This window comes from Butyricicoccus porcorum (assembly GCF_002157465.1).
Taxonomy (GTDB): Bacteria; Bacillota; Clostridia; order Oscillospirales; family Butyricicoccaceae; genus Butyricicoccus_A; species Butyricicoccus_A porcorum.
The window spans coordinates 198838-225044 of record NZ_NHOC01000001.1 but is presented as its reverse complement, the minus strand read 5'-3'; the positions used below and the strand labels follow the sequence as shown (position 1 = coordinate 225044).

22 protein-coding genes, 5 tRNA genes and 1 pseudogene are annotated in these 26207 nt (G+C 57.3%); 13 read left to right on the top strand and 15 right to left on the bottom strand.

The window, feature by feature from the left end; genetic code table 11:
• Positions 1-270: 270 nt before the first annotated feature.
• A pseudogene (locus tag CBW42_RS15305) lies at positions 271-1218 on the bottom strand (ABC transporter ATP-binding protein); the annotation flags it as partial.
• A 31-nt stretch (positions 1219-1249) separates the two neighbouring features.
• A complete protein-coding gene (locus CBW42_RS01110; protein ID WP_087016893.1) occupies positions 1250-1783 on the bottom strand; it encodes a helix-turn-helix domain-containing protein in 534 nt (177 codons plus the stop codon).
• 220 nt (positions 1784-2003) lie between these two features.
• On the opposite strand from CBW42_RS01110, the gene CBW42_RS01105 reads away from it, so the two are divergent.
• On the top strand, positions 2004-2723 hold the full coding sequence (locus CBW42_RS01105) for a M23 family metallopeptidase (RefSeq protein ID WP_087016891.1): 720 nt from the start codon (positions 2004-2006) through the stop codon (positions 2721-2723).
• Between the two features lie 326 nt (positions 2724-3049).
• Here CBW42_RS01105 and CBW42_RS01100 read toward each other — a convergent pair whose 3' ends face one another.
• Both CBW42_RS01100 and CBW42_RS01095 read right to left on the bottom strand, forming a co-directional pair.
• On the bottom strand, positions 3050-3781 hold the full coding sequence (locus CBW42_RS01100) for an NAD-dependent protein deacylase (RefSeq protein WP_087016889.1): 732 nt from the start codon (positions 3779-3781) through the stop codon (positions 3050-3052).
• A 32-nt stretch (positions 3782-3813) separates the two neighbouring features.
• Positions 3814-4335: a nitroreductase family protein gene (locus CBW42_RS01095; RefSeq protein ID WP_087016887.1), complete on the bottom strand. Its 522-nt coding sequence runs from the start codon at positions 4333-4335 to the stop codon at positions 3814-3816.
• A gap of 369 nt (positions 4336-4704) precedes the next feature.
• Between CBW42_RS01095 and CBW42_RS01090 the strand changes: the two genes are divergently transcribed.
• The 5 genes from CBW42_RS01090 (at position 4705) to CBW42_RS01070 (ending at position 10266) form a co-directional block, all read left to right on the top strand.
• Complete coding sequence (locus tag CBW42_RS01090) at positions 4705-5322, top strand: sugar transferase (protein ID WP_087016885.1); 618 nt, start codon at positions 4705-4707, stop codon at positions 5320-5322.
• Entirely contained in the window at positions 5319-6419 is a 1101-nt protein-coding gene (locus tag CBW42_RS01085; RefSeq protein WP_087016883.1) for a glycosyltransferase family 4 protein, read from the top strand. Before CBW42_RS01090 ends, CBW42_RS01085 begins: the two co-directional genes overlap by 4 nt.
• Positions 6416-7297: a metallophosphoesterase gene (locus tag CBW42_RS01080; RefSeq protein ID WP_087016881.1), complete on the top strand. Its 882-nt coding sequence runs from the start codon at positions 6416-6418 to the stop codon at positions 7295-7297. The genes CBW42_RS01085 and CBW42_RS01080 overlap by 4 nt, the downstream gene beginning before the upstream one ends.
• A gap of 7 nt (positions 7298-7304) precedes the next feature.
• Positions 7305-8552, top strand: a complete 1248-nt coding sequence (locus CBW42_RS01075; protein ID WP_087016879.1) for a nucleotidyltransferase domain-containing protein — start codon at positions 7305-7307, stop codon at positions 8550-8552.
• Between the two features lie 121 nt (positions 8553-8673).
• A complete protein-coding gene (locus tag CBW42_RS01070) occupies positions 8674-10266 on the top strand; it encodes a glucosyltransferase domain-containing protein (RefSeq protein ID WP_087016877.1) in 1593 nt (530 codons plus the stop codon).
• 93 nt (positions 10267-10359) lie between these two features.
• On the opposite strand, the gene CBW42_RS01065 is transcribed toward CBW42_RS01070, so the two are convergent.
• From CBW42_RS01065 to truA, 10 genes are all read right to left on the bottom strand, one after another.
• A tRNA-Lys gene (locus CBW42_RS01065) sits at positions 10360-10435 on the bottom strand.
• 3 nt (positions 10436-10438) lie between these two features.
• Positions 10439-10513, bottom strand: a tRNA-Gln gene (locus tag CBW42_RS01060).
• A gap of 75 nt (positions 10514-10588) precedes the next feature.
• A tRNA-His gene (locus CBW42_RS01055) sits at positions 10589-10665 on the bottom strand.
• Between the two features lie 39 nt (positions 10666-10704).
• A tRNA-Arg gene (locus CBW42_RS01050) sits at positions 10705-10781 on the bottom strand.
• A 33-nt stretch (positions 10782-10814) separates the two neighbouring features.
• Positions 10815-10888, bottom strand: a tRNA-Gly gene (locus CBW42_RS01045).
• A 102-nt stretch (positions 10889-10990) separates the two neighbouring features.
• Positions 10991-11212 carry a hypothetical protein gene (locus tag CBW42_RS01040; protein WP_087016875.1) on the bottom strand — a complete coding sequence of 74 codons (222 nt, stop codon included), beginning with the start codon at positions 11210-11212 and terminating at the stop codon, positions 10991-10993.
• Between the two features lie 90 nt (positions 11213-11302).
• Positions 11303-13657: an ATP-dependent Clp protease ATP-binding subunit gene (locus CBW42_RS01035; RefSeq protein WP_087016873.1), complete on the bottom strand. Its 2355-nt coding sequence runs from the start codon at positions 13655-13657 to the stop codon at positions 11303-11305.
• 75 nt (positions 13658-13732) lie between these two features.
• The gene (locus CBW42_RS01030; RefSeq protein ID WP_087016871.1) at positions 13733-14425 is read right to left on the bottom strand and encodes a CvpA family protein; all 693 of its coding nucleotides are present in this window, start codon (positions 14423-14425) and stop codon (positions 13733-13735) included.
• Positions 14426-14470: 45 nt separating this feature from the next.
• On the bottom strand, positions 14471-15730 hold the full coding sequence (locus CBW42_RS01025) for a DUF5711 family protein (protein WP_087016869.1): 1260 nt from the start codon (positions 15728-15730) through the stop codon (positions 14471-14473).
• On the bottom strand, positions 15727-16524 hold the full coding sequence (gene truA / locus CBW42_RS01020; protein ID WP_087016867.1) for a tRNA pseudouridine(38-40) synthase TruA: 798 nt from the start codon (positions 16522-16524) through the stop codon (positions 15727-15729). The genes CBW42_RS01025 and truA overlap by 4 nt, the downstream gene beginning before the upstream one ends.
• A gap of 287 nt (positions 16525-16811) precedes the next feature.
• On the opposite strand from truA, the gene CBW42_RS01015 reads away from it, so the two are divergent.
• On the top strand, positions 16812-19484 hold the full coding sequence (locus CBW42_RS01015) for a DNA translocase FtsK (RefSeq protein ID WP_108721034.1): 2673 nt from the start codon (positions 16812-16814) through the stop codon (positions 19482-19484).
• Between the two features lie 155 nt (positions 19485-19639).
• Positions 19640-20146, top strand: a complete 507-nt coding sequence (locus tag CBW42_RS01010) for a flavin reductase family protein (RefSeq protein ID WP_087016865.1) — start codon at positions 19640-19642, stop codon at positions 20144-20146.
• Positions 20147-20235: 89 nt separating this feature from the next.
• Here CBW42_RS01010 and CBW42_RS15130 read toward each other — a convergent pair whose 3' ends face one another.
• Entirely contained in the window at positions 20236-20364 is a 129-nt protein-coding gene (locus tag CBW42_RS15130; protein ID WP_273349032.1) for a hypothetical protein, read from the bottom strand.
• Positions 20365-20723: 359 nt separating this feature from the next.
• Between CBW42_RS15130 and CBW42_RS01005 the strand changes: the two genes are divergently transcribed.
• Genes CBW42_RS01005 through CBW42_RS00985 form a run of 5 tightly spaced genes read left to right on the top strand, consistent with a single transcriptional unit; the run spans position 20724 to position 26176 of the window.
• On the top strand, positions 20724-22694 hold the full coding sequence (locus CBW42_RS01005; RefSeq protein ID WP_087016863.1) for a YgiQ family radical SAM protein: 1971 nt from the start codon (positions 20724-20726) through the stop codon (positions 22692-22694).
• 18 nt (positions 22695-22712) lie between these two features.
• Positions 22713-23582, top strand: coding sequence for a class I SAM-dependent methyltransferase (locus CBW42_RS01000; RefSeq protein ID WP_087016861.1), 870 nt, complete (start codon positions 22713-22715; stop codon positions 23580-23582).
• A 58-nt stretch (positions 23583-23640) separates the two neighbouring features.
• Complete coding sequence (locus CBW42_RS00995; RefSeq protein ID WP_087016859.1) at positions 23641-24498, top strand: energy-coupling factor transporter ATPase; 858 nt, start codon at positions 23641-23643, stop codon at positions 24496-24498.
• The gene (locus CBW42_RS00990) at positions 24495-25379 is read left to right on the top strand and encodes an energy-coupling factor transporter ATPase (protein WP_087016857.1); all 885 of its coding nucleotides are present in this window, start codon (positions 24495-24497) and stop codon (positions 25377-25379) included. Before CBW42_RS00995 ends, CBW42_RS00990 begins: the two co-directional genes overlap by 4 nt.
• The gene (locus tag CBW42_RS00985) at positions 25373-26176 is read left to right on the top strand and encodes an energy-coupling factor transporter transmembrane component T family protein (protein WP_087016855.1); all 804 of its coding nucleotides are present in this window, start codon (positions 25373-25375) and stop codon (positions 26174-26176) included. The genes CBW42_RS00990 and CBW42_RS00985 overlap by 7 nt, the downstream gene beginning before the upstream one ends.
• The last annotated feature ends 31 nt before the right edge of the window (positions 26177-26207 follow it).

The window sequence follows — 26207 nt, the reverse complement described above, 5'->3', positions numbered from 1 at the left end:
CATATCAACCGTGATGGAGGTGCCCGCCGCCGTGCGGAATGTCACCGGATAGCGGCCGTTTTCCGGGCGGATGGAGTAGGAAATCTTGCTGATGGACACGCCCCCTTCGGTGTCCTTTTTCCACGCCTGTGCATTTGCACGGGCGATGATTTTTGCGTCCGTCAGTTCCTCGACGTCCTCCGCGTCCAGATAGAAGCTGTCCGCATCGATCAGTTCGCCGGCTTCTTCGTTGACAACCGGCTGGTCGGTCGAGACATTCATCTTGACGGTGATCGATGTGCCGCGGCGTGTTTCAACGATGGTCTCATAGTGCACGCCCTTGAACAGGACGGATTTGACCGTGCCGCGCAGCTTGCCCTGTTCCGGCGGGACGATGTCGAGATCCTCCGGACGGATGACAACCTCGACCTCTTCGTTCGGCGCAAAGCCGGCGTCGACGCATTCAAATGGATGCCCGTCGAAAATGACGCGGCGGTCACACGGCATGACGCCGTCGACAATGTTGCTCTCGCCGATGAAGTTTGCGACATAGCGGTTGATCGGTTCGTTGTAAATATCGACCGGTGAGCCGATCTGCTGAATCGAGCCTTCCTTCATGACAACGATTTTGTCCGACATGGTCAGCGCCTCTTCCTGGTCATGCGTGACAAAGATGAACGTGATGCCGACCTCCTGCTGGATTTTTTTCAGCTCGCGCTGCATGTCCTTGCGCAGCTTGAGGTCGAGCGCGCCGAGCGGCTCGTCGAGCAGCAGCACCTTCGGCTCGTTGACCAGTGCGCGCGCAATGGCGACGCGCTGCTGCTGTCCGCCGGACATCTGGTTGATGCGGCGCTGTTCAAAGCCCGCAAGACCCACGAGGCGCAGCATACGGCTGACCTTCTGCTCGATGATATCCTTCGGTTCCTTTTTGAGATTCAGGCCGAAGGCGACGTTGTCATATACGTTGAGGTGCGGGAACAGCGCATATTTCTGGAATACGGTGTTGACCTCGCGCTTGTACGGCGGCAGGCCTGAAATGTCCTGGCCGTCAAAAATAACCTGCCCGTCATCGGCGTCCAGAAAGCCTGCAATGATGCGCAGCAGTGTGGTTTTGCCGCAGCCGGACGGGCCGAGCAGCGTGACAAATTCGTTTTCATAAATGTCCAGCGAGATGCCGTCGAGCACGCGCTGGCCGTCGAATTCCTTGACGATGTTTTTGATTTCAATCAGTTTGTTCATATCCCTCTCCTAACCCGGGCGGAAGGCTGCCCTAGAATAGCGGCGGGGTGCTGACCCACAGCACCTGTGCCGTTGTTTTTCTGTCGTTGCGAAGATAATGACCGCGTTTCCCGTCCAGATAGAAGGTTTCCCCCTTGTGGACGGTATAGGCGGCGGTATCGGTGACCAGTGTGACCGTGCCGGCGATCACATAGCCGAATTCCTCGCCGCCGTGCGGGCCGGACGGGAACGATTGTCCGCCCTGCGGCAGTTCGACGAGGATGGGCTCCATTTTATTTTTCTGGGTATTGGGCACGATCCAGCGGATGGTGCAGGCGTCGCGCGCGTCTTCAAAAAAATCCGCCTGCCCGAACACAATCTGTTCCTCCGGCGTGTCACTGAAAAATTCCGACAGCGATGAACCGAGCGCTTCGAGAATATCTGCGAGCGTGGCGATGGACGGACTGGTCAGGTCGCGCTCCAGCTGGGACAGGAAGCCTTTGGTCAGCTCGCAGCGGGAGGCAAGCTCTTCCAGCGTCAGCCCCTGCTGTGCACGCAGCCGCTTGATTTTTGAACCGATTTCCATTTTTTTGCCGGCATGCCGCCGGCGCGCCTCCTTTGCCTGTTCTTTACAAATACTAAACTTTTTATGCTTGTTTATCAAACTCGCAATACCTATTATACACATCCTGTGCGGGAGCGCAACAGTTTTTTACACCGAAACAGAAAAATTTCGGAATGGACTGCAAAAAATTGGTATAGCTCCGCGCATTTTGGGCCATACTGGGGGTACTGGAGGTGCTGAGATGAAAAAAACGAACGAAGCTGCGCGGTGGTGGAGTGAGGACAGGGGCTTTTACATGATTCTCCTGCTGTGTGTGCTGGCGGTTGCAGTGGCGGCCTATGTGCTGTTTGCGTCGCCGCAGACGGTGGAGGCAGATCCGATGGACGGATACCTGTATGAAGCGGATGACAGCGTGAGCGCATCCGAGCCGCTCGACCGCGTCCCGGCGATGGAAACCGAACCCGCAGAGGATACAGACGACAGTGCCGACGCGCAAGCTGCGGAAGCAGCTGCCGACACGGAGCAGGAGAAGGACGAGCCTGCGGAGCAGACCGCTGCCGCACCGACCTTCACGCCGCCGATGGATGCGGATGTATCGCATGCCTTTTCCGGCGATACACTGGAATACAATGAGACCACGCGCGACTGGCGCACACATGAGGGTGCAGATTATGCGGGCGAGGAGGGCGATGCCGTGCGCGCGATCGCCGACGGCACAGTGCTCCGCGTCGGTGACGACACCATTTATGGAAAATATGTCATCCTCAGCCATACGCAGGATATGAATAGTTTGTATGCCGGACTGGACAACATTACCGTCTCCGAAGGCGACAGCGTGAAGGGCGGCGATCAACTCGCGGAGCTGGGCAGCCCGATGCCATTGGAGCAGGCGCTCGGCGTGCACCTGCATCTGGCTGTCACGAAGGAAGGCGATGCCGTTGACCCGGCAGGGCTGTTTTAACCGCCTTTTGTGCGCTGATACGTGGCAAATGAAAAATATTTTGCGGATGTATTGACTTCTTCCGATACAATGCGTTATAATAATGCCAGAATCGTTCAGAGATGGGCGGTTTCAACAAAATCCAATTTTGTTTAAAGCACGGTCACATCCCCCAGATAGTGCTTTATATCATCCCCAATTTTGCATGTTGTGTTTATCATCCCCCAAAACTTCCACGACATGCAGAAACGCCGAATGCCTCCCCGCGTTCGGCGTTTCTTCTTTTCCCCACGTGGGGGAAAAGAGCAGAAAACAGCCCCTCCCATGCGGGAAGGGCTGTCGCTGTTTTATCGGACGATTATCTGCTCCATGACCGCGCCGATGGGCGCGTCAATCGTCAGGTTTGCGCCGGTCGAACGCTGGGTCTGTCCCTTGTTGATGACGACAAGGTTTTTGCCGTTGAAGTAGTGGATCAGGCCCGCGGCGGGATAGACGGCGAGCGATGTGCCGCCGATGATGAGCATATCCGCTTTGGCGAGATGACGCACGCTGTCGTTGAGTGTCTGTTCGTCGAGCGATTCCTCATACAGCACGACATCCGGCTTGAGTGTGCCGCCGCATTCGCATTTGGGCACGCCGCCGCACTGTTTGACATAGTGTGCATCGTAGAACTTACCGCAGCGCTGACAGTAGTTGCGGTGTACCGAACCGTGCAGCTCAAGCACGGTTTTGCTTCCGGCTGCCTGATGCAGCCCGTCGATGTTTTGGGTGATGACGGCGGTCAGCTTGCCGGCCTGTTCCAGTTCCGCCAGCTTGCGGTGCGCGGCGTTCGGCTTCGCGTCCAGCGCGAGCATCTTATCCTGATAGAACCGGTAAAATTCCTCCGGCTGCGACACGAAAAAGGAGTGGCTGAGGATGGTTTCCGGCGGGAATTTGTATTTCTGGTTGTACAGGCCGTCAACACTGCGGAAATCCGGGATCCCACTTTCCGTGGAAACGCCTGCGCCCCCGAAAAAGACGATGCGCTTTGATTCGTCAATCATCTGCTGTAAGGCAGCAATTTGCTTTTGAAGATCCATAAATAGCCTCCTTTTCCGAAACATGTGTTGGTTTACTTGACGATGGAAACGGTATTTTCCGCGCGCTCGTGCACATTGGCCGGTGCGGCAGCATAGCCGAGCGAAGCGGCGGCGTTGACAATATGTGTTTCCGGCACGCCGAACTCCGTCAGCAGTGCACGAACCTCGGGCGCGTCACAGGTGTCGCGCACCTGATTGATCCAGCAGCTGCCCAGGCCGAGCGAGGTGGCAGCCAGCAGGACATTTTCCAGTGCGGCCGCGCCGTCGAGCATGCTGTTGCGGTTGTCGCGCTCGCCGGAAACAATAAAGAATGCAGTCGGCGCGTAGAAATTGTAATTCGCCGGACGGTTGTCCGCCTTGCGGATGGCAGCAGCGAGCTGCTGAATTTTTTCGGTATCGGTAATCAGTGTGAAATGCCAGGTCTGTTTGTTCATGCCGGACGGCGCCCAGACAGCGGCAGTAATCAGATCGTCCAGCTTTTCCTGTTCAATCGGCTGGTCGGTAAAGCTGCGGCAGGAATGGCGGTCGAGCATATTCTGAATGATAGCGTTCATGGAAACAACACTCCTTTGGGAAAAGTTAATTCTGCTTTCAGTATAATGCACTGCGCCGCCGGATGCAAGGGCTCAGACCGGCATCGCCCTCCGCACGCTAAAATTGCGGGCGCAACCATGCGGAAAGCCATTGCCCGCCGATGTGCCGCGTGATATAATAAAATACTGATATGGCGGCACGGATTGTCCACCGTGTTCCGGTCGGACAGGCGCGCGGCAGCCGCAAAATCGGACAAAATTTCCGAAATATGACGGATTTTTTTGATTCGGCCAGGTGTCCGCCATATTTCCGGATATGTAAATTTATGAGATCATGCGGCAGGCAGCCCACCCTGGACTGCCGGGCGCGGAAAACGAGGGGATTTCACGATGTATCAAAAGGTGTTCAAACGGCTGCTCGATATCGTGCTGTCGCTTTGCGGGTTGGTCTGTCTGTCGTGGCTGTATCTGATTTTAATCGTTGCGGTCAAAATCGACGATCCCGGCCCGGCTTTTTTTTCACAGAAGCGCGTCGGCAAAGACGGGACATATTTTCAATTACATAAATTCCGCAGCATGAAGATGAGCACGCCGCACGATGTACCGACCCATCTGCTGGAAAACCCGGAGAGCTACATCACCCGGGTGGGCGCATTTCTGCGCAAGTCCAGCCTGGATGAGCTGCCGCAGATTTGGGATATCTTTGTCGGGCATATGTCAATCATCGGCCCGCGCCCGGCGCTGTGGAACCAGTATGACCTGATTGCGGAGCGCGACCGGTACGGCGCAAATGCCGTCCGCCCGGGTCTGACCGGCTGGGCACAGATTCACGGCCGCGATGAACTGGCGATTGACGAAAAGGCGCGGCTGGACGGCTATTATGTCGAGCATCTGAGCTTTGGCATGGATGTGAAATGCTTCTTTGGCACGATTTTCTCCGTCCTCCGACAGGATGGCGTTGTGGAGGGCGGCACGGGTGCCATCGGGGACAGGGAGAATGGAAAATGAAAAAAATTCTGATCCTGACCAACCATTCGTATATGCTGTGGCGGTTCCGCCGCGAGCTGATTCAGGAGCTGGCAAAGGAGCATGAGGTCGTCCTCAGCATGCCGTTTGTCGGGCATGAGGACGACTTTCAGGCGCTGGGCCTGCGCTGTATCGACACCAAAATCGACCGGCGCGGCATCAATCCCGCGACCGACAGCCGGCTGATTGCGGCATACCGCAGGCTGCTGCGGCGCGAGAAGCCCGATCTGGTCATCACCTATTCCATCAAGCCGAATATCTATGGCGGGCTGCTGTGCGGCGCGATGGGTATCCCGTTCTGCGCAAACGTACAGGGATTGGGTACCGCTTTTCAGAAGCCGGGACTGGCGCAGTTCGTGACGCTGCTCTATCGGCTGGCATTCAAAAAAGTCCGCACGGTATTTTTTGAAAACACGGGTAACGCGGCGGAATTTCAGGCGCGCCGCATTATTCCGCAGGAAAAACAAACTATTTTGCACGGCGCGGGCATCAATCTGGAGCAATACGCTGCACAGCCGTATCCTGCACAGGAAATGGTTCATTTCCTGTATCTGGGTCGCATCATGAAGGAAAAGGGCATGGATGAGCTGTTCGCGGCGGCGCAGAAGCTGCATGCGGAGCAGCCGGGGTTTGTACTCGATCTGGTCGGCTTTTTTGAAGACGAATACAAGCAGCAGGTGACACAGTTGGAGCAGGAAGGCGTCGTGGTTTTCCACGGCTTTCAGCGGGAGCCGCGCCCGTTTTATGCGGCGGCAGACTGCGTTGTCCTGCCGAGCTGGCATGAGGGCATGAGCAACGTCCTGCTGGAGGCGGCAGCCACCGGCAGACCGGTGATTACCAGTGATATTCCGGGCTGCCGCGAAGCGGTGGATGACGGGGTATCCGGCATTCTGGTGCCGGTGCGCGACAGAGAAGCGCTGTATCAGGCGATGAAGCGCATGCTCGGCATGTCCGCAGATGCGCGTGCCCGGATGGGGCGCGCGGGACGCCGGAAGATGGAACAGGAATTCCGCAAGGAAGCTGTCGTTGCGGAGACCATCCGCGCGCTGGGACTGGGGATCCGGGAGGAAGTGCGATGAGGACGTACAGGAAACTCTGGATTGCCGCAGCGGTGGTGCTGGTGTTTGCCGCACTGGCTGTCGCCTGCGCGGCGGAGCTGAACCGGTCGGCGCACAGCCTGACGGTGACGAATTACCGGATCCCGACCCGGAAGCTGGACACGCCGGTGCGCATTGTCCAGCTGACCGACCTGCACAACAGTGTGTTTGGAGAACACAACGCGGAGCTGGTGGACACCGTAAACGCGCAAAACCCGGATCTGATTGTCATTACGGGCGATTTACTCGATGCCGGCAGTGCGGATACGGACATTGCCACGGATCTGATCGCACAGCTGTCTGTCATCGCTCCGGTCTATGTCTCACTGGGCAATCATGAACTGGAACACGAACAGACTTACGGGACGGATGTGACGGCGTTGTATGAAAACGCCGGTGCGATTGTGCTCGACCTTTCATATGCCGATATCACGGTCAACGAACAGTCCTTTCGACTGGGCGGTATCTATGGCTACTGCCTGCCGGAGCAATATCTCGACACCGGGGAGGCGGACGAAGAGGAATGCGCGTTCCTGCGCGATTTTCAGGACACGGATTTGTACACCGTCCTGCTGTGCCATATGCCCGCCTGCTGGATTGTCAACGACGGCATCAACGCATGGGAGATCGATTGTGTGTTTGCGGGGCATGCACATGGCGGACAGATTCGCCTGCCATTGATTGGCGGCCTGTGGGCACCGGATCAGGGCTGGTTCCCCGGACAGGAAGCCGGTTTATATTACGCTGACGATCAGCAAAAGGTCATGGTGCTGTCCCGCGGACTGGGCAGCACGGAAAAAATCCCCCGGTTCAACAACATCCCGGAGGTCGTCACGACAGAATGCATTCCCGCGGAATAGGAGCTGTATGAATACAAATGAAACACGCTTTCTGCACGCACTGAAGGCGTCCCTTGAAAATCAGACCGTCGAATGGACGGATGAACTGTCGCCGCAGGACTGGGCTGCCCTGTTCCGGCTGGCAGATGCGCACCGCGTCCTGCCAATGGTCTATGAGGCGGTATACCGCAGCCCAACGGCACAGCAGGCCGATCCGCAGCAGTTCCGGGCGATAAAACGGCGTACCGTGCAGGCAGTTATGCTGCAAACCATTCGGACAAGTGAATTCCTGCGGCTGTCTGTGCATCTCGCGCAGGCAGGGGTTACGCCGTGTGTAGTCAAGGGGATTGTATGCCGCAGCCTGTACCCGAAACCGGACTGCCGTATGTCCGGCGATGAGGATGTACTCATTCCGGCAGAGCAGTTTCAGCTGTGCCATGAGGCGCTGCTGGCATATGGCATGACACCCTGTCAGCCGGAGCAGGTGCCGGACGATGCATATGAGGTGTCGTATGCAAAGCCGGGCAGCCCGCTGTATCTTGAAGTGCACAAAAGTCTGTTCCCACCGGATTCTGAGGCATATGGCACGCTCAATCAGCTGTTTGCCGGTGCGTCAGAGCGGATGACGGAGTTGACCGTACAGGACACAGTACTCACCACCATGGGGCATACAGACCATCTGTTGTATCTCATCTGCCATGCCTTCAAGCATTTTTTACACAGTGGCTTCGGCGTGCGGCAGGTGTGTGATATCGCGCTGTTTGCCAATGCCTATGGCGCGGACATCGACTGGCAGCGGCTGCTGCACAGTTGTGAGCAGATCCATGCGGTACCGTTTGCCGCAGCACTGTTCCGCATCGGGCAAATGTACCTGACGTTTGACCCGGAACAGGCATGTTACCCGGCGGCATGGCAGGCTATTTCCGTTGATGAGACCGCCATGCTGGAGGATATGCTGGCGAGCGGCATTTATGGTGATGCCAGCATGAGCCGTAAGCACAGCAGCAATATGACGCTCGATGCAGTTTCTGCCGACCAGCGCGGCAAAAAAGCCGGTCAGACGGTGCTCAAATCGCTGTTTCCCGCGCCGGGCAAGCTGGAACGGCGCTATCCATATCTGAAAAAACACCCGTATCTTGTGCCTGCCGCGTGGGCAGACCGTCTTCTGCATTACCGAAAGGAGATCAAAACAGGTGCGGACAATCAGGCGATGGAGGCGGTGCGCATCGGCAACCGGCGCATCGCGCTGCTCCGACAATACGGCATTATCAAATAGGCAAAAACAGATACTCCCGGCGTGCAGCGCCGGGAGCTTTTTGTGTGCGCTTGTCATGTCCGCGCACATGCACTATAATACTATCATATGATACTTGAATCAGACGACAGGAGGAACGGAAATGAGCATGGATCAGCAGGCGCGTGCGCTGTGGCAGCGGGTGAAAGCGCCGCAAAAGGCCGCGTTTTTCAGCTGCTTTGTGACGGGCTATCTTGTGCATCTCTATGCATTTACCAATACCATTCCCAATTCGGACGGGCTTGACCGCGTCTATGACACCCAGCAGATGACGATTTCCGGCAGGTGGTTCCTGCATTTCGTATCGGCACTCAATGATTACACACAGATGCCGGCGGCAATCGGATTGCTGTCCCTGTTGTTCCTGAGTCTGGCGGCGGTGTTGGTGACGGCGCTTCTGTCGTTCAGAAGCAGCGTACTCGCCGGGCTGGCGGGCGCACTGATGGCGGCATTCCCGTGCACCGGGTACATGTTCCTGTATATGTTCACAGCATCCGCGTACAGCGTTGCGATTTTCCTCGCAGTGTTGTCAGTCTGGCTCGCCGCACGGCGGGGAAGGGGCGGCTGGCTGCTCGGTATTCTGTGCCTTGCCTGCTCGATGGGTATTTATCAGGCATATGTCACGGTTGCGATTTCGCTGTCGCTGCTGCTTGTGCTGCGGGAAACGCTGCGGCCAAAGGCGCAGCGTCAGAAGACAATCGCCTTCGGCGTGCGCATGGCGGCCTATCTTGCTGCGGGTGCGGTGCTGTATTACGCCATCCTGATGATCTTTCTCAAGGTCAAGCATCTCACCCTGCTGTCCTATCTGGGCATGGATGCGGCCAGCTCCGGGTATCCGTTTGCACAGCTTCCCCGGCTGCTGCTGTCGACGTATGCACAGGTTGTTCAGTTCTTTTTCTGTGCGGGTGCGGATAACACCTTTGCCAATGGCTTTCTCGTCGCGGTGGACATTCTGGCGCTGTTGGCCGGTGTGTATTTCCTCGTGCGGTATGTGACAGACCGAACGCTGCACCGGGACGGCTGGCGCATTGCCATTGCCGCCGCGATGCTCGCGCTGCTGCCGCTCGGCATGAATTTTGGGCAGCTGCTCAGCCCGTTTTCCACACCGACACCGCTGATGAAATATTCCTTTGTCACGGTGTACCTGCTGGTATTATTTGCCGCCGATCTGTGCGACAGCAGACAGCCGGGCTGGCATGCGGGCGCGCTGGCGGCGGGCACAGCGGCCTTGCTACTGTTGTTCTGCCTCAATACAGACAACCTGCTGTACACCGCTTCCGCGCAGGCACACCGCGCAACGGAGAGCTATGCGACGCGGCTTCTGGCGCGCATTGAGAGCTGTCCGGGCTATGAAACCGGCATGGAAATCGTCATCATCGGCACGATACCGGAGGAACAGCTCTGCGCAGATATTCCGAGCTATGCGCAGGTGCGGCATTACAGCGTGCCGGAAAACTCCGCGCTGCTGCGCAACAAGCACCTCTATTATTACCTGAACGACTGGCTCAATTTCCCGGCGGAGGAGCCGGACGAGGAAACCATGATTTCCGTTTCCGCGTCGGAGGAATTTGCCGACATGCCGCTGTATCCGGCGCAGGGCAGCGTGCAGGTGGTGGACGGGCGCGTTGTCGTCAAGCTGCGCGACAGCTACACGCCCAAGGAAGACTATGAAATTGCCTACGAACAGCGCAGATAAACGAACAAAACCGGGTGCGTGAAAAAACGCACCCGGTTGATTTTTGAGGCAAAAAACAAAGAAACAGCCGCATTCCGAAAGGAATACGGCTGTTGGTGGCTCATCGGGGGTTCGAACCCCGGACCCTCTGCTTAAAAGGCAGATGCTCTACCTACTGAGCTAATGAACCGGATGGCAGGGGCGGCAGGAGTTGAACCTGCGATACTAGAGTCAAAGTCTGGTGCCTTAACCACTTGGCCACGCCCCCGTAACGCAGGAAAAAACGAATAGCCCCTGTATAAAAATGTTCTTCACAACGCGGCAGCACTGTGAAGAAGAAAAATGGGGTGAGTGAAGGGAGTCGAACCCTCGGCCTCCAGAGCCACAATCTGGCGCTCTAACCAACTGAGCTACACCCACCATATTCAACTTTGCTGTGCACAGTGAGACTCGTTTGAATGGTACGCCAGGAGGGATTCGAACCCCCGGCCTACTGCTTAGAAGGCAGTTGCTCTATCCAACTGAGCTACTGGCGCATAGGAATCTGTGCCTGCATGTGACCGATCAAATGGAGCGGGTGATGGGAATCGAACCCACGTGTTCAGCTTGGAAGGCTGACATTCTACCATTGAACTACACCCGCAGGTTTTTCACAATGCTTATATAGTATACCAACCGACCGGGCGGTTGTCAATACTTTTTTCGATATTTTTTTGTGAAAACCTGCGGAAGAAGCTCAGGGGCATCAGGCATTGAGAAGTGCGCCGTAATGCTGGTACATACTGATTGCGAGCGTGACGAGAAAAATGGCGATGAGCAGGCGGGTGCACCACTTGAGCATCTTCTGTTTTTTCTGCCGTTCTGCGCTGTCGCTCTTGCCGCCCTTCTCGACCTGATTCATCAGGATGACTGTCGGGATAAGGACGATGATGAGCGCAATGATTAAAATAAGTCTCCAGGACTGCATGTTTGATACCTCTGTTGATGAAATGGATCGGGAAATTCCAAACAGCGGGCTGAGAGGACATATGGTTTGCCCTCTCAGCAATGCTGCAATTTAAATCGTGTCAATCTTCACGCCGGATGCATCCGCCGTGACATGCGCGCCGGAGAGCGGGCGCTCCCATGCGGCAATGATGCGGTTTGCCAGCTCGTCCTCGACCTGCTTTTCAATCGTGCGGCGCAGGTTGCGCGCACCGAATTTGACAGAGAACGACTGCTCGACCAGATAATCGACCAGAGCATCGTCCCATGTCAGGCGGATGCCGGTATCCGCGAGGGAATCACGCAGTTGACTCAGCATGATCGCTGCAATGGCGCGGAAATCGTCCTTTGTCAGATGGTCGAACGAAATAATATCATCAATGCGGTTGAGGAACTCCGGCCGCATGATTTCCTCCAGTGCCTTGAGCGCGCGGTCTTGATTCTGCTCGGAGAGCGACTTGCCGAAGCCCACCGAACCGCCGGAGCGGTCAGAGCCCGCATTGGACGTCATGACAATGATGGTGTTTTCAAACGATACGGTGCGGCCCTGTGCATCGGTAATGCGTCCGTCGTCCAGTACCTGGAGCAGGATATTGAGTACATCCGGGTGCGCCTTTTCGATTTCATCGAACAGCACGACGGAATACGGGCGGCGCCGGATTTTCTCCGTCAGCTGACCTGCCTCATCAAAGCCGACATAGCCGGGAGGTGAACCGATCAGACGGGAAACCGTGTGCTTTTCCATGTATTCCGACATGTCCAGACGGATGAGCGATTCCGGCGTGTCGAACAAGTCTTCCGCCAGTGCCTTGACCAGCTCGGTCTTGCCGACACCGGTTGGGCCGACAAACAGGAAGGAAACCGGCTTGTGCTTCGGGCTGATGCCCGCACGCGAACGGCGCACGGCATGTGCCACGGCAGAGACTGCCTTTTCCTGTCCGACAACGCGCCGGTGCAGGCGCTCCTCCAGACCGGTCAGGCGGGAAAATTCCTGTTCGCAGACCTTGGAGGCGGGCACACCCGTCCAAAGCTCGATGACAGAAGCGAGATGTTCGCCTGTCAGCTCCGGCGCCGGGATTTTGCGCAGTTCTACCAGCTTGTTCTCTGTCTGGAGCTCCAGGCTCTTCAGCTCCGCCATGTGCTCATAAACTTCGTTGTTCTGCTCCTGCTGTAACAGATCCTCCTGCTCGCGATGGATGGATTCCAGCTTGTCCGTGAGTGCAGGAATTTCTGCCGTCGCCGGGCTGTCCAGATTCAGGCGGGAGCATGCCTCATCGATGAGGTCAATCGCCTTGTCCGGCAGATAGCGGTCGGTGATATAGCGCTCGGACAGGGCAGCTGCCTGCTGGCAGATTGCGTCCGAAATGTGTACGCCATGGAAGTCTTCATAGTAGCCGCGCACACCCATCAGGATTTTTGCGGTGTCTGCAACCGACGGTTCGTTGATGGAAACCGGCTGGAAGCGGCGCTCGAGTGCGGCGTCCTTTTCGATATATTTGCGGTATTCCGCGAAGGTTGTCGCGCCGATCACCTGAATCTCGCCGCGCGAGAGTGCCGGCTTGAGGATGTTTGCGGCGTTCATCGAGCCTTCGGCATCGCCTGCGCCGACGATGTTGTGCACTTCGTCGATGACAAGGATGATGTTGCCGAGCGCCTTGACCTCGTTGATGAGGCCCTTCATGCGGCCTTCAAACTGTCCGCGGAACTGCGTGCCCGCGACAAGTGCCGTCAGGTCGAGCAGATGGACTTCCTTGTTTTTCAGCTTATACGGCACCTCACCCTTCGCAATGCGAATGGCAAGCCCCTCTGCGACCGCCGTCTTGCCGACGCCCGGCTCGCCGATGAGGCACGGATTGTTCTTCTGTCTGCGGTTGAGAATCTGGATGACACGTTCGGTCTCGCTTTCGCGTCCGATGATGGCATCCAGCTGACCCAGCCGTGCGCGCGCCGTCAGATCGGTGCAGTACGCGGACAGGTTCTTGCGTTTTTTCGCCTCTTTTTTCTTGCGGCGGCGGTCTTCTTCCGTTTCCGCAGCACTGCCGTTCTGGGCAGCGCTGCCGGTAGACGGGTCGCCGTTCTGCGAGAACATCTTTTCGAGGAACGGGAAGGTATGGGTGCGCCCGAAATCAAAGGCGTCATCCGCTTCCTGCTGTGCGCTGACCTCGTCATCGTATTCGGGTTCGTCGTCGTATTCGTCGTCCGAATCGGTGTTGGCGAGCGCGTGCATGTTGGTCATTTCACTGGTAATCTGGTCGAGGTCGTCATCTGTAATGCCCATCTGGCGCATCAGGCCGTCAATCGGCTTGAGACCCAGCTCACGGGCACATTTCAGGCAGTAGCCTTCATTGGATGCGGAACCATCCTCCATCTTGGAAATAAACACGACTGCCACGTTTTTGTGGCAGCGGGAGCAAAGTGGCATATGCATAGGGATATTTTTCCTTTCCGGAGCGTGTGCGGAATATAGAATAGCGGCACGCTCACATAAAAACGGCAGGGCGTGTTAGGCTTCTGTCGGATTGGCTTCAAACAGGGAAACACCGTCATTCCAGCCCACCAGATAACGGGCAATGGAGGAATTTTCCATCACAGACGGTGAGAGAAAACCGACGTCGGAATAGACGGCGGGAACAAACAGCTTGAGTGCCCACATGACGCAGGTACACAGCACAAGACCGGTCGCCGCGCCGAGCACACCGCCCAGCAGTGCGTTGCAGGAATGCAGCACCGGGAGATTGGTGAGCACGCCGAGTGCGGATACAATCACATGAATCAGCAGCTTGGCGAGGAAAAATGCGACGATGAACACGAGAAGATACGCGATGGTCTCACTCACGGAGCGGGAGATGGCGTTGGTCAGTGTCTGCTGGGGATCGCTGCTCGACTGGAGCACATCGAGGGAGACACCATGCGAGGTGAGAATGCCCTGCAAATAACCGGAGATGCCGTTCCAGGTATCCTCCACGGAGCCCACAACCTGTGTCAGCTCAGGCATGCGCTCCACCACGGAGCCGGAGGCGTAAGGCAGGAGCAGTTCACCCACGGGCTGCTTGAAATGCGAGGCGGCGATGAGCGCTGCAACCAGAGAAATCAGGGAGCCAAAGGTGTACGCAACCGTGGCCACAAAGCCTCGCCGCACGCCGAAAAAGGCATACAGGGCGATGATGAGCAGGATAATCCAGTCAATTGTGGTCATAACAGATTCCGTCCTTTCTGAAAATTCCCGGCGGTCAGCTGCGGCTCAGCCGCCGTCGGAATTGAGATCTTTGAGGGGATTGCCAATATTCAGCACGCGTGCCTGGCTGCCAAACAGTGCAATGGCGGAGCCGCCGGAACGCATGTAAACGCGGGATACGCCCGCGAGATTGGTCTGCTGGTCAATTTCGCGCAGGCTCTTGGAATAGAACGTCACCGTGTCGCCCGTCAGCACGGCGAGCCGCCCGTCACAATAGCTGATGGAATCCGGCTCCGTAGAGAGGCTGAGCGGTTGGCGCGAGGCCGTGCCGCGCGCGTTAATCAGCACGATATCCGCGCGGCTGGACTGGGAATACGATTCGGTTGCCAGCGCGACACAGTCATCCGACAGGTCAAACGCAATGAGTGCATCCGCCTGATATTCGGTGTGGTAGCGGATCTGACCGCCGCGCGAGACAACATAGGTCGCGTTGTCACAGACGACGCAGACGGTGTTGTTGCCGAGGTATTTCATGCCGAGCACAAGGCTGCCGTTCATATCCACATTGGTGATGGTTTCGCTTTCGCTCGGTTTTTCGGTCGAATCGATGTCGGTGAAAAACAGTTTCGAGCTGAGTGTCAGCCCTTCCTGTCGGAAACAGAACAGCGCGAGGCGTTTGCCGTCGGGCGAGAGCACCGCCGACATAATATAATAGTCAGGAGACGACCATTTATACAGCTGTTCGTTGTCGATGTTGTAGACGGTGACGGCGCTTTTGTAGCCCGCCTCGTCGGTCACAATGGCAACGCTGCCGTTGGAGGAAATGTCTGCGTTGGTCACGGGGGACTGCATGGTTTGTGAATACAGCTCGGACAGCGTATTGGTCACGGTAAAACGATAGGCGCCGCGGTCAAATACCAACAGGTATTGATTGGAGGCGCGCATGACCGGGTTGGCATAGGAGAGATTCATCTCCATCTGTGAATAATTGCTCGGCAGCTCGAAGGTCAGCGTCTTGTCGTTGCAGATTGCGAGCCCGTTGCCGAACGGCAGCATGCATTTGTTTGTACCGGACGGATAGGAGATCACCGTTGTGTCGCCTGCGGAAACACGCGACGCCGCTTTGAGCGACGAGCGGATGTTTCTCAGGCTGGTCGGTGTGAACAGCTGTAAATTGAGCACGAGGAACAGCGCGGAAACGAAGACGAGCAGCCAGCCGGTATAGTGGCGGACGCGGTAGATCATCCGGAGATGGGGGTCTGCGCTGGTCGACAGCAGATAATCGCGCCGGGATTTGCGGCGCGGGAAATTGCGTTTGTTTGTCATAACAGACCTCCCGGTGCGCCCCATTCCTCCGCCAGATGGAAGGCATCCAGCTCCGGCGTGCTGTCATACCACAGCCGGCTCATGTACAGTCCCTGCGGCGGCAGGGTTGGCCCGGCCTGTTCGCGGTCACAGCTGTCGAGAATGCGCCGGACGTCGTCCGGCGGGAATTTGCCCTGGCCCGCATACAGCAGCGTGCCGGAGATGGCGCGCACCATATTGTACAGGAAGCCGTCCGCCGAGACGCGGATGCGCACAAACCGCCCGACAGAATCCACCGAACAGGTAAAAATTTCGCGCACGGTCGATTTGACCGGCGTACCCATCGAGCGCACGGCGGCAAAGTCCTGCCTGCCGATGAAGTGCGCGGCCGCCTGCTGCATGGCGGAGACATCCAGCGGATAGGGGTAAAAATAACTGCGGCTGATCGCGAACGGGTCACGAATCCTGCCCGGGCAAATCAAATAGGTATATTCCTTGCGCGTGCACGAAAAGCGCGCGTCGAACGAATCCGGGACGACGGCAGCACCGGACACCGCGATATCCATCGGAAGATGGGAATTGATGGCGAGCGGGAGCCGGTCCATGGGAATCGTGCAGTCGGCGTGGAAGTTGGCCACATACCGTCGGGCATGTACCCCCGCATCGGTGCGCCCGACGCCGGAAACGGAAACGTCCTGCCCCAGGACAGACGCGACCGCGTCGGTCACCGTCTGCTGGACAGTGGCGGCGTTTTTCTGGGTCTGCCAGCCGTGGTAGGCCGTGCCGTCATAGCTGAGAATGATGGCAATATTCAAAGGACTGTTTTCCTTTCTCGAAAAGTATAACAGGCGGCTATTACAAAAGTATGAACAATTGTAAACGCCTTAAAAATTCTTTTGCCATATCGGTAAAAAATACAGAATTTTTGGGCTTTTGCTCCCTGTCTATTATAGAATACAGACCTCGGGGCAAAAATGCAACGGGCAATATGGCAATTTTTCCGGTTTTATGATACGATAGCAGTGCATTGTTCAGAAAGAGTGCCGTGCAATGGCGCTCTCAGAGGATGCTTTTGATTTAGGAAAAGTAGGTGTAATCTTTTTTGGCAGCAACAAAGAAAACTTCAACAAAGAAAAAGAGCACATCCACCCGCAAAAAAACAGGCAGCGGCACGGGCACGCGAAAGCGGACGTCCTCCGGCAGCACCGCGCGCAAAAAAAACGGGACAGCATCGTCACGGGCGCGTTCGACAGGCCGGACGCCTGCTGCAAAGCAGCAGACCGGTTCGGTCTGGAACCATATGACGGTCGGCTTCGGCCTGCTGCTGCTGGCGGTTTTGCTCGCACTGGCACTGTGCCGCATGGACGGTGTGCTGCTCGACGGACTGCTGCGGCTGTGCGGCGGTTTGATTGGCTGGGGCACACAGGTGTTCTGGGTTGCGCTGTGTCTGGCGGGCGTGTTTGTGCTGTGTGATATGCAGCCGGTGCGTCTGCGCGTGCTGTGTATCCTGACGTTCCCGGTTTTGTGGGGGGCACTGGCGCAGTGCATCCTGCTCGAACCGATGTCCATTTCGTTTACCACCATCCTTCATCTGTGGCAGGAGGGCATGGCACTGCGCACCGGCGGTGTGCTCGGCGGCATGATTGCCGTGATTCTGTCCTTCCTGCTGAGCGCGACCGGCGCAAAAATCCTGCTGGTGCTAGTCATGCTGGTTTATGTGTTCATCGTATGCAATACGACGCCCGCACGCCTGTATCACTGGCTGGTGCGCATGATTGCGGAGGATACGGAGGAGCTGCGCGAGCAGGATATGACGGTCACGCCCGCAAAGCGCGCGAAAAAAGCCGCACAGAAACCGAAACCGGAGAAAAAACGCGGCAATCTGTTTGCCTTCCTGCGCGACCAGCGCGCAAAGCGCAAGGCGGCAAAGCTGATGGCGGAGCAGCAGGCAGCGGAGGAGGAAGACATTCCCGTACAGGAAACAGACACTGCACCGCAGCCATCACCGGCGGAATCGGCGGCCGCAGCCAATGCGCGCGAGCGCTATCAGCGCCGCATGGAGCAGCGCCGCCGTCTGGCGGATGTTCTGCCGGAGGAGCCGGGCGATGCGGAGGATACGCCGCCATGGGATGACGACACACCACCCTGGCATACCGACAGTGAGGTGCCGCCCGCGCCGCCGGAGGAGGACGAGCCAAACAAGCCGTCCGACCACGAGGTACAGGCACAGGTGCACCGCGAAATTGCCGATGCCATGGAGACCCCGGTGCAGGAATACAGCTTCCCACCGCTGGAACTGCTCAAAGCGGCTCCGCGAACCTCCACGGCGGGCGTGCGCAGCGAGCTGAAGGACAGCTCGGAACGTCTGGTGGATACCCTCGCTTCGTTTGGCATCGAGATGCAGATTATCAACATCGTGCGCGGCCCGTCGGTCACGCGCTTTGAAATGCAGATGGAGCGCGGCATCAAGTTTTCGCGCATCACGGCGCTGTCGGATGACATTGCGCTGGCGCTCGGCGCGGATTCCGTGCGCATTGCGCCCATCCCGGACAAGCTCGCCATCGGCATCGAGGTGCCGAATAAACATGTGCAGACGGTTGCCCTGCGCGATGTTATTTCCTCGCGCGGCTTTGAGCAGTCGCCCGCAAAGCTCGCCGTTGCACTCGGCAAGGACATCACGGGCAGTGCACAGGTCATTGACCTGGCAAAAATGCCGCATCTGCTCATTGCCGGTACGACCGGCTCGGGCAAATCGGTCTGCATCAATTCGATTTTGATTTCCCTGCTGTACAAATCCTCACCGGAGGATGTGCGGCTGATTATGATCGACCCGAAAATGGTCGAGCTGGGCAATTACAACGGCATCCCGCACCTGCTCATCCCGGTGGTCACCGACCCGAAAAAGGCATCCGGTGCACTCAGCTGGGCAGTGGGTGAGATGGAACGGCGGTATGCGCTGTTTGCCGCCGCAGGCGTGCGTGATCTGGGCGATTACAACCGGCAGGTGCGCATGCAGGCAGAACAGGCAGCTGCCGCACCGGAGGACAGCGAAGCGACGCCGTCCGGACGCAGGCTGGAGGCACTGCCGCAGATTGTCATTGTCATCGACGAGCTGGCAGACCTGATGATGGTCGCCGCGAAGGAAGTGGAAACCTCCATCTGCCGCATTGCGCAGAAGGCGCGTGCCGCAGGCATGCACCTCGTCGTCGCAACACAGCGTCCGTCTGCTGACGTCATCACGGGCATCATGAAATCGAATATTCCGTCGCGCATCGCGTTCGCGGTCGCGTCACAGGTGGAATCGCGCATCATTCTGGATACAACCGGTGCGGAAAAGCTGATCGGCAAGGGCGATATGCTGTACTCTCCGATTGGAATGAGCAAGCCGGTGCGCATCCAGGGCTGCTTTGTCAGTTCGGAGGAAATTGAGCGTGTCATTGCACATGTGAAATCCACCTCTGCCGTGGAATATTCGCAGGAGGTCATGGAGCACATCGAACGGCAGGCGGATGCAGACAGCTCATCCGGCGGCTACAATGCCGCAGAGGATGAAGATGAGCTGCTCCCACAGGCCATTACGATTGTCGTCGAATCGGGGCAGGCCTCTGTGTCCATGCTCCAGCGCCGACTGAAGCTGGGCTATGCGCGCGCGGCGCGCCTGGTTGACCAGATGGAGCAGCGCGGCATTGTCGGCCCGTTTGAAGGCTCCAAGCCGCGGCAGGTACTCATCACAAAGGATGACTGGATGCAGATTCAGCTGCGGCAAAAAATATGACAGCGGCAAAACGGGCGAATCAAGGACATGTCCTCGCATCGTTCTGTTCGGACGGGGCCTCGCTCTCGCTGCGCTCGCATGCCACGATCTCTTGCATATTCATGTAGTTTTGTAGTACTATAATAAAAATAACAAAATGTGGAGGTATTTTTCTTATGTCTTTCCGTAAAATCGAGCCGACCGAGCTGCCGGGCAATATTATCGACGAAGTATGCAACAAGTGGATGCTGCTTTCCGCAGGCACGGAGTCGGATTTCAATTTCATGACCGTCAACTGGGGCATGATGGGTGAGCTGTGGTTCAAGCCGGCTGTCACCGTTTATGTCCGCCATTCGCGCCATACCATGAATTACATGGAGAGCAGCGACACGTTTACGCTGACCGCACTCAAGCCGGGTCATGAGGATGCACTCAAGCTGGCAGGCTCCAAGTCCGGCCGCGATATCGACAAGCTGAAGGAATCCGGTCTGACTGCTGCGGTTGTGGACGGCTGCCCGACCTTTGAGGAAGCCGCTTACACCATCGTCTGCAAGAAGATGTATGCCGACGAGATGCCGCCGGAAAACTTCCTCGACAAGGAAGTCTTTGACAAGGCATACACGGATGAAGATTATCATAAGATGTACATCGGACAGATCGTTGCCGCTTACGTCAACGACTGAGTTTTGCACGGAATTTTCCACAGGCTGTGGAAAACAGTGAGCAAAAGCCTCCCGCAAGGGAGGCTTTTGTGCTGTCTGGACGGATTTGCTCACAGTGTAATCGTGACATGCGTGCCGTCGGCGGCATGCACCTCGACCATCCGCAGACCGCGGTGCTGTGCAAAAATATCACAGCACTGTGCCAGCAGGGCGGTGATGTGCTTGCCCAGTTGATTCATACCGGATTCCTCCTTTTTTTGTGTGCCCTTATTGTACCGTCCCGGCGGACGGAACACAAGCGAACAGCAGTTGGTTTCGGCTCAACCATTTGGCGGAAATACAACCGATTGCTTCAACCGGCGGTTGAGACAGATGGGAAAATATTACAAAAAGTATATCTGTTAGATAATTATACAAATATTTGCGCCGCGTGGGATGCGCACCGGGCGGTGGCTGCGCAGATTTCACCGGTCTGTCACAGGCGTGGGAAAAATTTCGGAAAACTATGGTAAATTCGTGATAAAATCCCGTATCATCTTGCGCCCGGCTGTGGTATGATAAATACTGTATCAGAATGTTTACCGGAAATGAGGATTGTATGGCAACAACGCATGACGGCTTTCTGCCGATTTCAAAAGAGGATATGGTGGAGCGCGGCTGGTATTACTGTGACTTCCTGCTCGTGACGGGCGATGCCTATGTCGATCACCCGTCGTTCGGCACGGCGGTCATCTCGCGCGTGCTGGAGGACGCGGGCTATCGCGTGGCGATTTTGTCCCAGCCGGATTTCCGTTCGGAAGCGGATTTTGTGGCGATGGGACGCCCGCGCTATGCCGTGCTGATTAACAGCGGCAACATCGATTCGATGGTTGCGCATTATACCGCCGCGAAAAAACGCCGCCACGATGATTCCTATTCCCCCGGCGGAAAGGCCGGACGGCGGCCTGACCGCGCAGTGACCGTGTATGCCAAGCTGGCGCGCCGTGCATTCCCGGATGTGCCGGTTTATCTGGGCGGACTGGAGGCGAGCCTGCGGCGCTTTGCGCATTACGACTACTGGGCAGACCGCATTTTGCCGACGGTATTGCAGGACGCGGGCGCCGACGGCCTGATGTTCGGTATGGGTGAGCGCTCCGTGCTGGAGATTGCGGCGAACCTCAAGGCGGGTAAGCGCGGTGCGGATGTTGTCCGGCACGTGCGCGGCACAGCATACCTGACGCAGGACAAGGAGGATATTTCCTTTCCGGCAGTGTGGTGCCCGTCGCTCGACGAGGTGCTGGCAGACAAGGTAAAATATGCCGAGTCGGTCAAAATCCAGTATGACCAGCAGGATCACATCACCGGCAAAGCGGTGGTGCAGAAGCATGGACACCGCCTGCTCGTACAGAATCCGCCCGCACTGCCGTTGACCACGGAGGAGATGGACAAGGTCTATGGCCTGCCGTACCAGCGCACCTATCACCCGTCCTATGAGGCGGAGGGTGGTGTGCCTGCGATTGCGGAGGTACAGTTCTCGATTATTCACAACCGCGGTTGCTTCGGCGGCTGCAATTTCTGTTCGCTGGCGTTCCATCAGGGGCGGTTTATTTCCTCCCGTTCGCATGAATCGGTCATCGAAGAGGCAAAGCGCATCGCACAGCACCCCGATTTCAAGGGATATATCCACGACGTCGGCGGCCCGACGGCGAATTTCCGCTTCCCGGCCTGCAAAAAGCAGGAGAAGCATGGGCTGTGCCGTGACAAACGCTGCCTGTTCCCAAAGGCATGCGCCAATCTGGAGGCCGACCACACGGATTATCTGACGCTGCTGCGCAAGCTGCGCGAAATTCCGGGCGTCAAAAAGGTATTTGTGCGTTCCGGCCTGCGGTATGATTATATGATGGCGGATCACAACGACGAATTTTTCCTCGAGCTGGTGAAATACCACATCAGCGGACAGCTCAAGGTTGCTCCGGAGCATATGAGCGACCATGCATTGTATTATATGGGCAAGCCGTCGTTTGATGTATATGAACGGTTCAAAAAGCGCTATGAGCGGATCAATGAAAAGCTGGGCAAAAAGCAGTATCTTGTGCCCTATCTGATGTCCTCGCATCCGGGTGCGGAGCTGAGTGACGCGGTGCATCTGGCAGAGTACCTCAATTCCATCGGCTATATGCCGCAGCAGGTACAGGATTTTTATCCGACACCGGGCACGCTGTCGACCGCGATGTATTATTCCGAAATCGACCCGCGCACCATGAAGCCGGTTTATGTCGCAAAGACCCCGGAGGAAAAGGCGATGCAGCGCGCATTGCTGCAATGGCGCAGACCGGACAAGCGTGCACTCGTCATCAAGGCGCTGATGCAGGCGGGACGGGAGGATTTGATCGGTTACGGCAAGGAATGCCTGATTCATCCGCGTCCGGATGAACATTTCCCGCACCTGCATGACAGGAAAAAACAGGCGGGCTCCGCGCGGCATGGCGGTGCGAAGCCGCGCAAAACGGTCAGCCCGTCCGCGCGCGAACAGAAGCGTCCGGCACCCCGCCGCAAGGCAGGTTGGGCAAAGCCGAAGAAAAAACGGTAAAACAGATGGAGATTTACTATGTGGATTGCAGATAAATGGAAGGAATTTGAAGTGCTCGACTGCGGCCAGGGCGAGAAAGTCGAGCGCTGGGGAAAACAGGTGCTGGTGCGCCCCGACCCGCAGGCCATCTGGCCGAAGCAGAAGGGCGTTTCCGCATGGACACATGCCGATGCGACCTATCACCGTTCGTCATCCGGCGGCGGAAAATGGAACATCAAAAAGCTGCCGCCGCAGTGGGATATCCATTACCGCGAGCTGACGTTCCACATCAAGCCGATGAGCTTCAAGCACACCGGTCTGTTCCCGGAGCAGGCGGCAAACTGGGATTTTATCGACGGGCTGATCCGCCAGTCGGATAAGCCGGTGCGTGTGCTCAACCTGTTTGCCTATACCGGCGGCGCGACGCTCGCAGCTGCTGCCGCCGGTGCGAGCGTGTGTCATGTCGATGCGTCCAAGGGCATGACCCAGTGGGCGCGGGAAAATGCGGCGGCATCCGGTCTGGCAGACCGTCCGATCCGCTGGATTGTCGACGACTGCAAGAAATTTGTCGAGCGCGAAATCCGCCGCGGCAGACGGTATGACGGCATCATCATGGACCCACCGAGCTATGGCAGAGGGCCGACGGGTGAGGTCTGGAAGATTGAAAACGACATTGCGGATTTTATTTCCCTGGTCGCCTGTGTGTTGTCGGATGACCCGCTGTTCTTCCTGGTCAACAGCTATTCCACCGGTCTGTCGCCATCGGTCATGGGCTATCTGCTCGGCACGACGATTGTCCCGCGCTTCGGCGGGCACATTGATTGCCAGGAGCTTGGTCTGCCGGTCAAATCGACGGGGCTTGTCCTGCCGTGCGGCAATACGGCGCGCTGGGTCAACCCGAACCGGTAAACACCTCCCCCTTTCATGGGAACCATCACGATGTTATAGATTCAGAGGTATTAGTATCATGTCGGAAATGATTCAGGCGGAGAATCTGACCTTCCGCTATACGGATTTTTCCCATACGACGCATCTGGCGCTGGATGGGGTGAATCTGACCATCCCATACGGGCAGTTTGCCGCGATTCTCGGACGCAATGGTTCGGGAAAATCGACGTTTGCCAAAAACTGCAATGCCATTGCCCTGCCGTCCGGCGGGCGCGTGCTGGTGGACGGCATCGATACCATGCAGCCCGACCGCATATGGGACATCCGCCGCGCGTGCAGCATGGTGTTTCAGAACCCGGATAATCAGATTGTCGCAACCGTTGTCGAGGAGGATGTGGCATTCGGTCTGGAAAATATGGGCGTTCCGCCGAAGGAGATCCGCCGCCGTGTCAATGAGGCGCTGCGCATGGTAGGTATGTATGAATACCGCATGCATGCGCCGCATCTGCTGTCCGGCGGACAGAAGCAGCGCGTTGCCATTGCAGGAGTGCTTGCCATGGAGCCGAAATGCATCGTGCTCGATGAGCCGACCGCGATGCTCGACCCGCGCGGGCGCGCAGATGTCATGCATGTGCTGCACCGCCTGCATGAGGAAAAGGGCATCACGATTGTATTGATTACCCATCACATGGATGAAGCGGTACAGGCACAGCGCGTTGCCGTGCTCGACAGTGGGCATCTGATTCTCGACGGCACGCCGCGTGAAATCTTCGTGCAGACGGAAAAGCTGCATTCGCTCGGACTGACTGCGCCGCAGAGCGTCCAGCTGCTCGAAGCGCTCAACCGGCAGGCACATGCCGGACTGGAGACCGATGCGCTGACAGTGGAGGAATGTGCCGACCGTCTGGAGGCATGGCTGAAGGGAGGACGCACATGAACGAAAGCAAGCGGGAAGCCCCGATTCTGGAAGTGCGCGGCCTGAGCCATGTGTACAGCGCAGGCACGCCGTTTGAACAGAAGGCACTGGATGATGTCAGTCTTTCGGTGCGCAGGGGCGAGTTTATCGCCATCATCGGGCACACCGGTTCGGGAAAATCGACACTGATTCAGCATCTCAACGGCCTGCTGCGCCCGACGGCCGGACAGGTGCTGTTCCATGGGAAGGATATCTTTTCAAAATCCGCTGACCTGCGCGGTGTGCGGTTCCGCATAGGTCTGCTGTTTCAATATCCGGAATACCAGCTGTTTGAGGAAACCGTCGGACAGGATATTGCGTTTGGCCCGGCGAATATGGGGCTGGGAAATCATGAGATTACCCGGCGCGTCGCGGATGCGCTGGAGGCAGTCGGATTGCCGCAGTCCATCGCGGAAAAATCGCCGTTTGAGCTGTCCGGCGGACAGAAGCGCCGTGTGGCGCTGGCGGGCGTGCTTGCCATGCAGCCGGAAATCCTTGTGCTCGATGAGCCGACGGCAGGGCTTGATCCCGCAGGACGCGAAGAAATGTTTGACCTGATCCGCGGCCTGCACGACAGGCGCGGCACAACGGTTATCCTGGTCACGCATTCGATGGAGGACGCCGCCCGCGTGGCGTCCCGGCTGGTGGTCATGCGCGCGGGGCGCATTTTCCTGACCGGTGCGCCGTCTGAGGTGTTTGCACAGGCGGATGCACTGGAGCGCTCCGGGCTGACCGTGCCGCAGGTCACGAAGATTTTGCTGGAGCTGCGCAGGCGCGGCATACCGGTGGATACCGGATGTTATACCGTTGAGCAGGCGGTGCAGAAGCTGCTCGCCTGCCGGAAGGAGGTGCGCGGATGCTGAAGGATATCACACTGGGACAATATTTCCCGGGCAATACGCTGATGCACCGCATTGACCCGCGCACGAAAATCCTGCTGGTCATGGCGATCATTGTCGCATTGTTTGTATGCAGCAGTGCGCCGGCATATCTTGTTCTTGCCGTGTATATTTTCGGCTTGATTGCAGTTTCCAAACTGAGTCTGCGCATGGTGCTGCGCGGATTGAAGCCGCTGCTGGTGATTATCGTGTTCACAGGCGTGCTCAATCTGTTCCTGACGCCGGGGGATGATATCCTGTGGCGTGCGGGCTTTGTGAGCATTACAATGGCAGGTGTCCGGAAAGCAGCGCTGATTGTGGCGCGGCTGGTGCTGCTGATTGCAGGCGCATCGCTGCTGACCTATACGACCTCGCCCATCCAGCTGACAGATGGTCTGGAACGCCTGCTTGCACCGCTCAAAAGGCTGCATCTGCCGATTCATGAGCTGGCAATGATGATGTCACTTGCCCTGCGGTTTATTCCCACACTGGTGGAGGAAACGGATAAAATCATGAGCGCCCAGCGCGCACGCGGTGCGGACTTTGATTCCGGCAATCTGCTGCACCGGGCAAAGGCGCTCATTCCAATTCTTGTCCCGCTGTTTGTCTCGGCATTCCGGCGGGCAGATGAGCTGGCGACGGCAATGGAATGCCGCCTGTACCGGGGAGATATCGGGCGTACCCGCCTGCGTCAGCTGAAATTTGGCCGCGATGATGTGATTTGTGCGGCATCTGCCGTCCTGTTTCTGGGCGGTGCGATTGTACTTCAGGTGCTGCCCTGACCGAAGTACGACAGGTTGAAAGGAGAGGAAT

What these genes read in the sequence shown, in the direction of transcription:
- CBW42_RS01080 (WP_087016881.1), top strand. Translation starts at nt 6,416, where the DNA reads ATGAGGACGTACAGGAAACTCTGGATTGCCGCAGCGGTGGTGCTGGTG.
- CBW42_RS01095 (WP_087016887.1), bottom strand. Translation starts at nt 4,335, where the DNA reads ATGAACGCTATCATTCAGAATATGCTCGACCGCCATTCCTGCCGCAGC.
- CBW42_RS00990 (WP_087016857.1), top strand. Translation starts at nt 24,495, where the DNA reads ATGAACGAAAGCAAGCGGGAAGCCCCGATTCTGGAAGTGCGCGGCCTG.
- CBW42_RS15130 (WP_273349032.1), bottom strand. Translation starts at nt 20,364, where the DNA reads ATGAATCAACTGGGCAAGCACATCACCGCCCTGCTGGCACAGTGCTGT.
- CBW42_RS01075 (WP_087016879.1), top strand. Translation starts at nt 7,305, where the DNA reads ATGAATACAAATGAAACACGCTTTCTGCACGCACTGAAGGCGTCCCTT.
- CBW42_RS01010 (WP_087016865.1), top strand. Translation starts at nt 19,640, where the DNA reads ATGTCTTTCCGTAAAATCGAGCCGACCGAGCTGCCGGGCAATATTATC.
- CBW42_RS01005 (WP_087016863.1), top strand. Translation starts at nt 20,724, where the DNA reads ATGGCAACAACGCATGACGGCTTTCTGCCGATTTCAAAAGAGGATATG.
- CBW42_RS01110 (WP_087016893.1), bottom strand. Translation starts at nt 1,783, where the DNA reads ATGGAAATCGGTTCAAAAATCAAGCGGCTGCGTGCACAGCAGGGGCTG.
- CBW42_RS01035 (WP_087016873.1), bottom strand. Translation starts at nt 13,657, where the DNA reads ATGCATATGCCACTTTGCTCCCGCTGCCACAAAAACGTGGCAGTCGTG.
- CBW42_RS01105 (WP_087016891.1), top strand. Translation starts at nt 2,004, where the DNA reads ATGAAAAAAACGAACGAAGCTGCGCGGTGGTGGAGTGAGGACAGGGGC.
- CBW42_RS01040 (WP_087016875.1), bottom strand. Translation starts at nt 11,212, where the DNA reads ATGCAGTCCTGGAGACTTATTTTAATCATTGCGCTCATCATCGTCCTT.
- CBW42_RS00995 (WP_087016859.1), top strand. Translation starts at nt 23,641, where the DNA reads ATGTCGGAAATGATTCAGGCGGAGAATCTGACCTTCCGCTATACGGAT.
- CBW42_RS01025 (WP_087016869.1), bottom strand. Translation starts at nt 15,730, where the DNA reads ATGACAAACAAACGCAATTTCCCGCGCCGCAAATCCCGGCGCGATTAT.
- CBW42_RS01070 (WP_087016877.1), top strand. Translation starts at nt 8,674, where the DNA reads ATGAGCATGGATCAGCAGGCGCGTGCGCTGTGGCAGCGGGTGAAAGCG.
- CBW42_RS01000 (WP_087016861.1), top strand. Translation starts at nt 22,713, where the DNA reads ATGTGGATTGCAGATAAATGGAAGGAATTTGAAGTGCTCGACTGCGGC.
- CBW42_RS01100 (WP_087016889.1), bottom strand. Translation starts at nt 3,781, where the DNA reads ATGGATCTTCAAAAGCAAATTGCTGCCTTACAGCAGATGATTGACGAA.
- CBW42_RS01030 (WP_087016871.1), bottom strand. Translation starts at nt 14,425, where the DNA reads ATGACCACAATTGACTGGATTATCCTGCTCATCATCGCCCTGTATGCC.
- CBW42_RS00985 (WP_087016855.1), top strand. Translation starts at nt 25,373, where the DNA reads ATGCTGAAGGATATCACACTGGGACAATATTTCCCGGGCAATACGCTG.
- CBW42_RS01085 (WP_087016883.1), top strand. Translation starts at nt 5,319, where the DNA reads ATGAAAAAAATTCTGATCCTGACCAACCATTCGTATATGCTGTGGCGG.
- CBW42_RS01090 (WP_087016885.1), top strand. Translation starts at nt 4,705, where the DNA reads ATGTATCAAAAGGTGTTCAAACGGCTGCTCGATATCGTGCTGTCGCTT.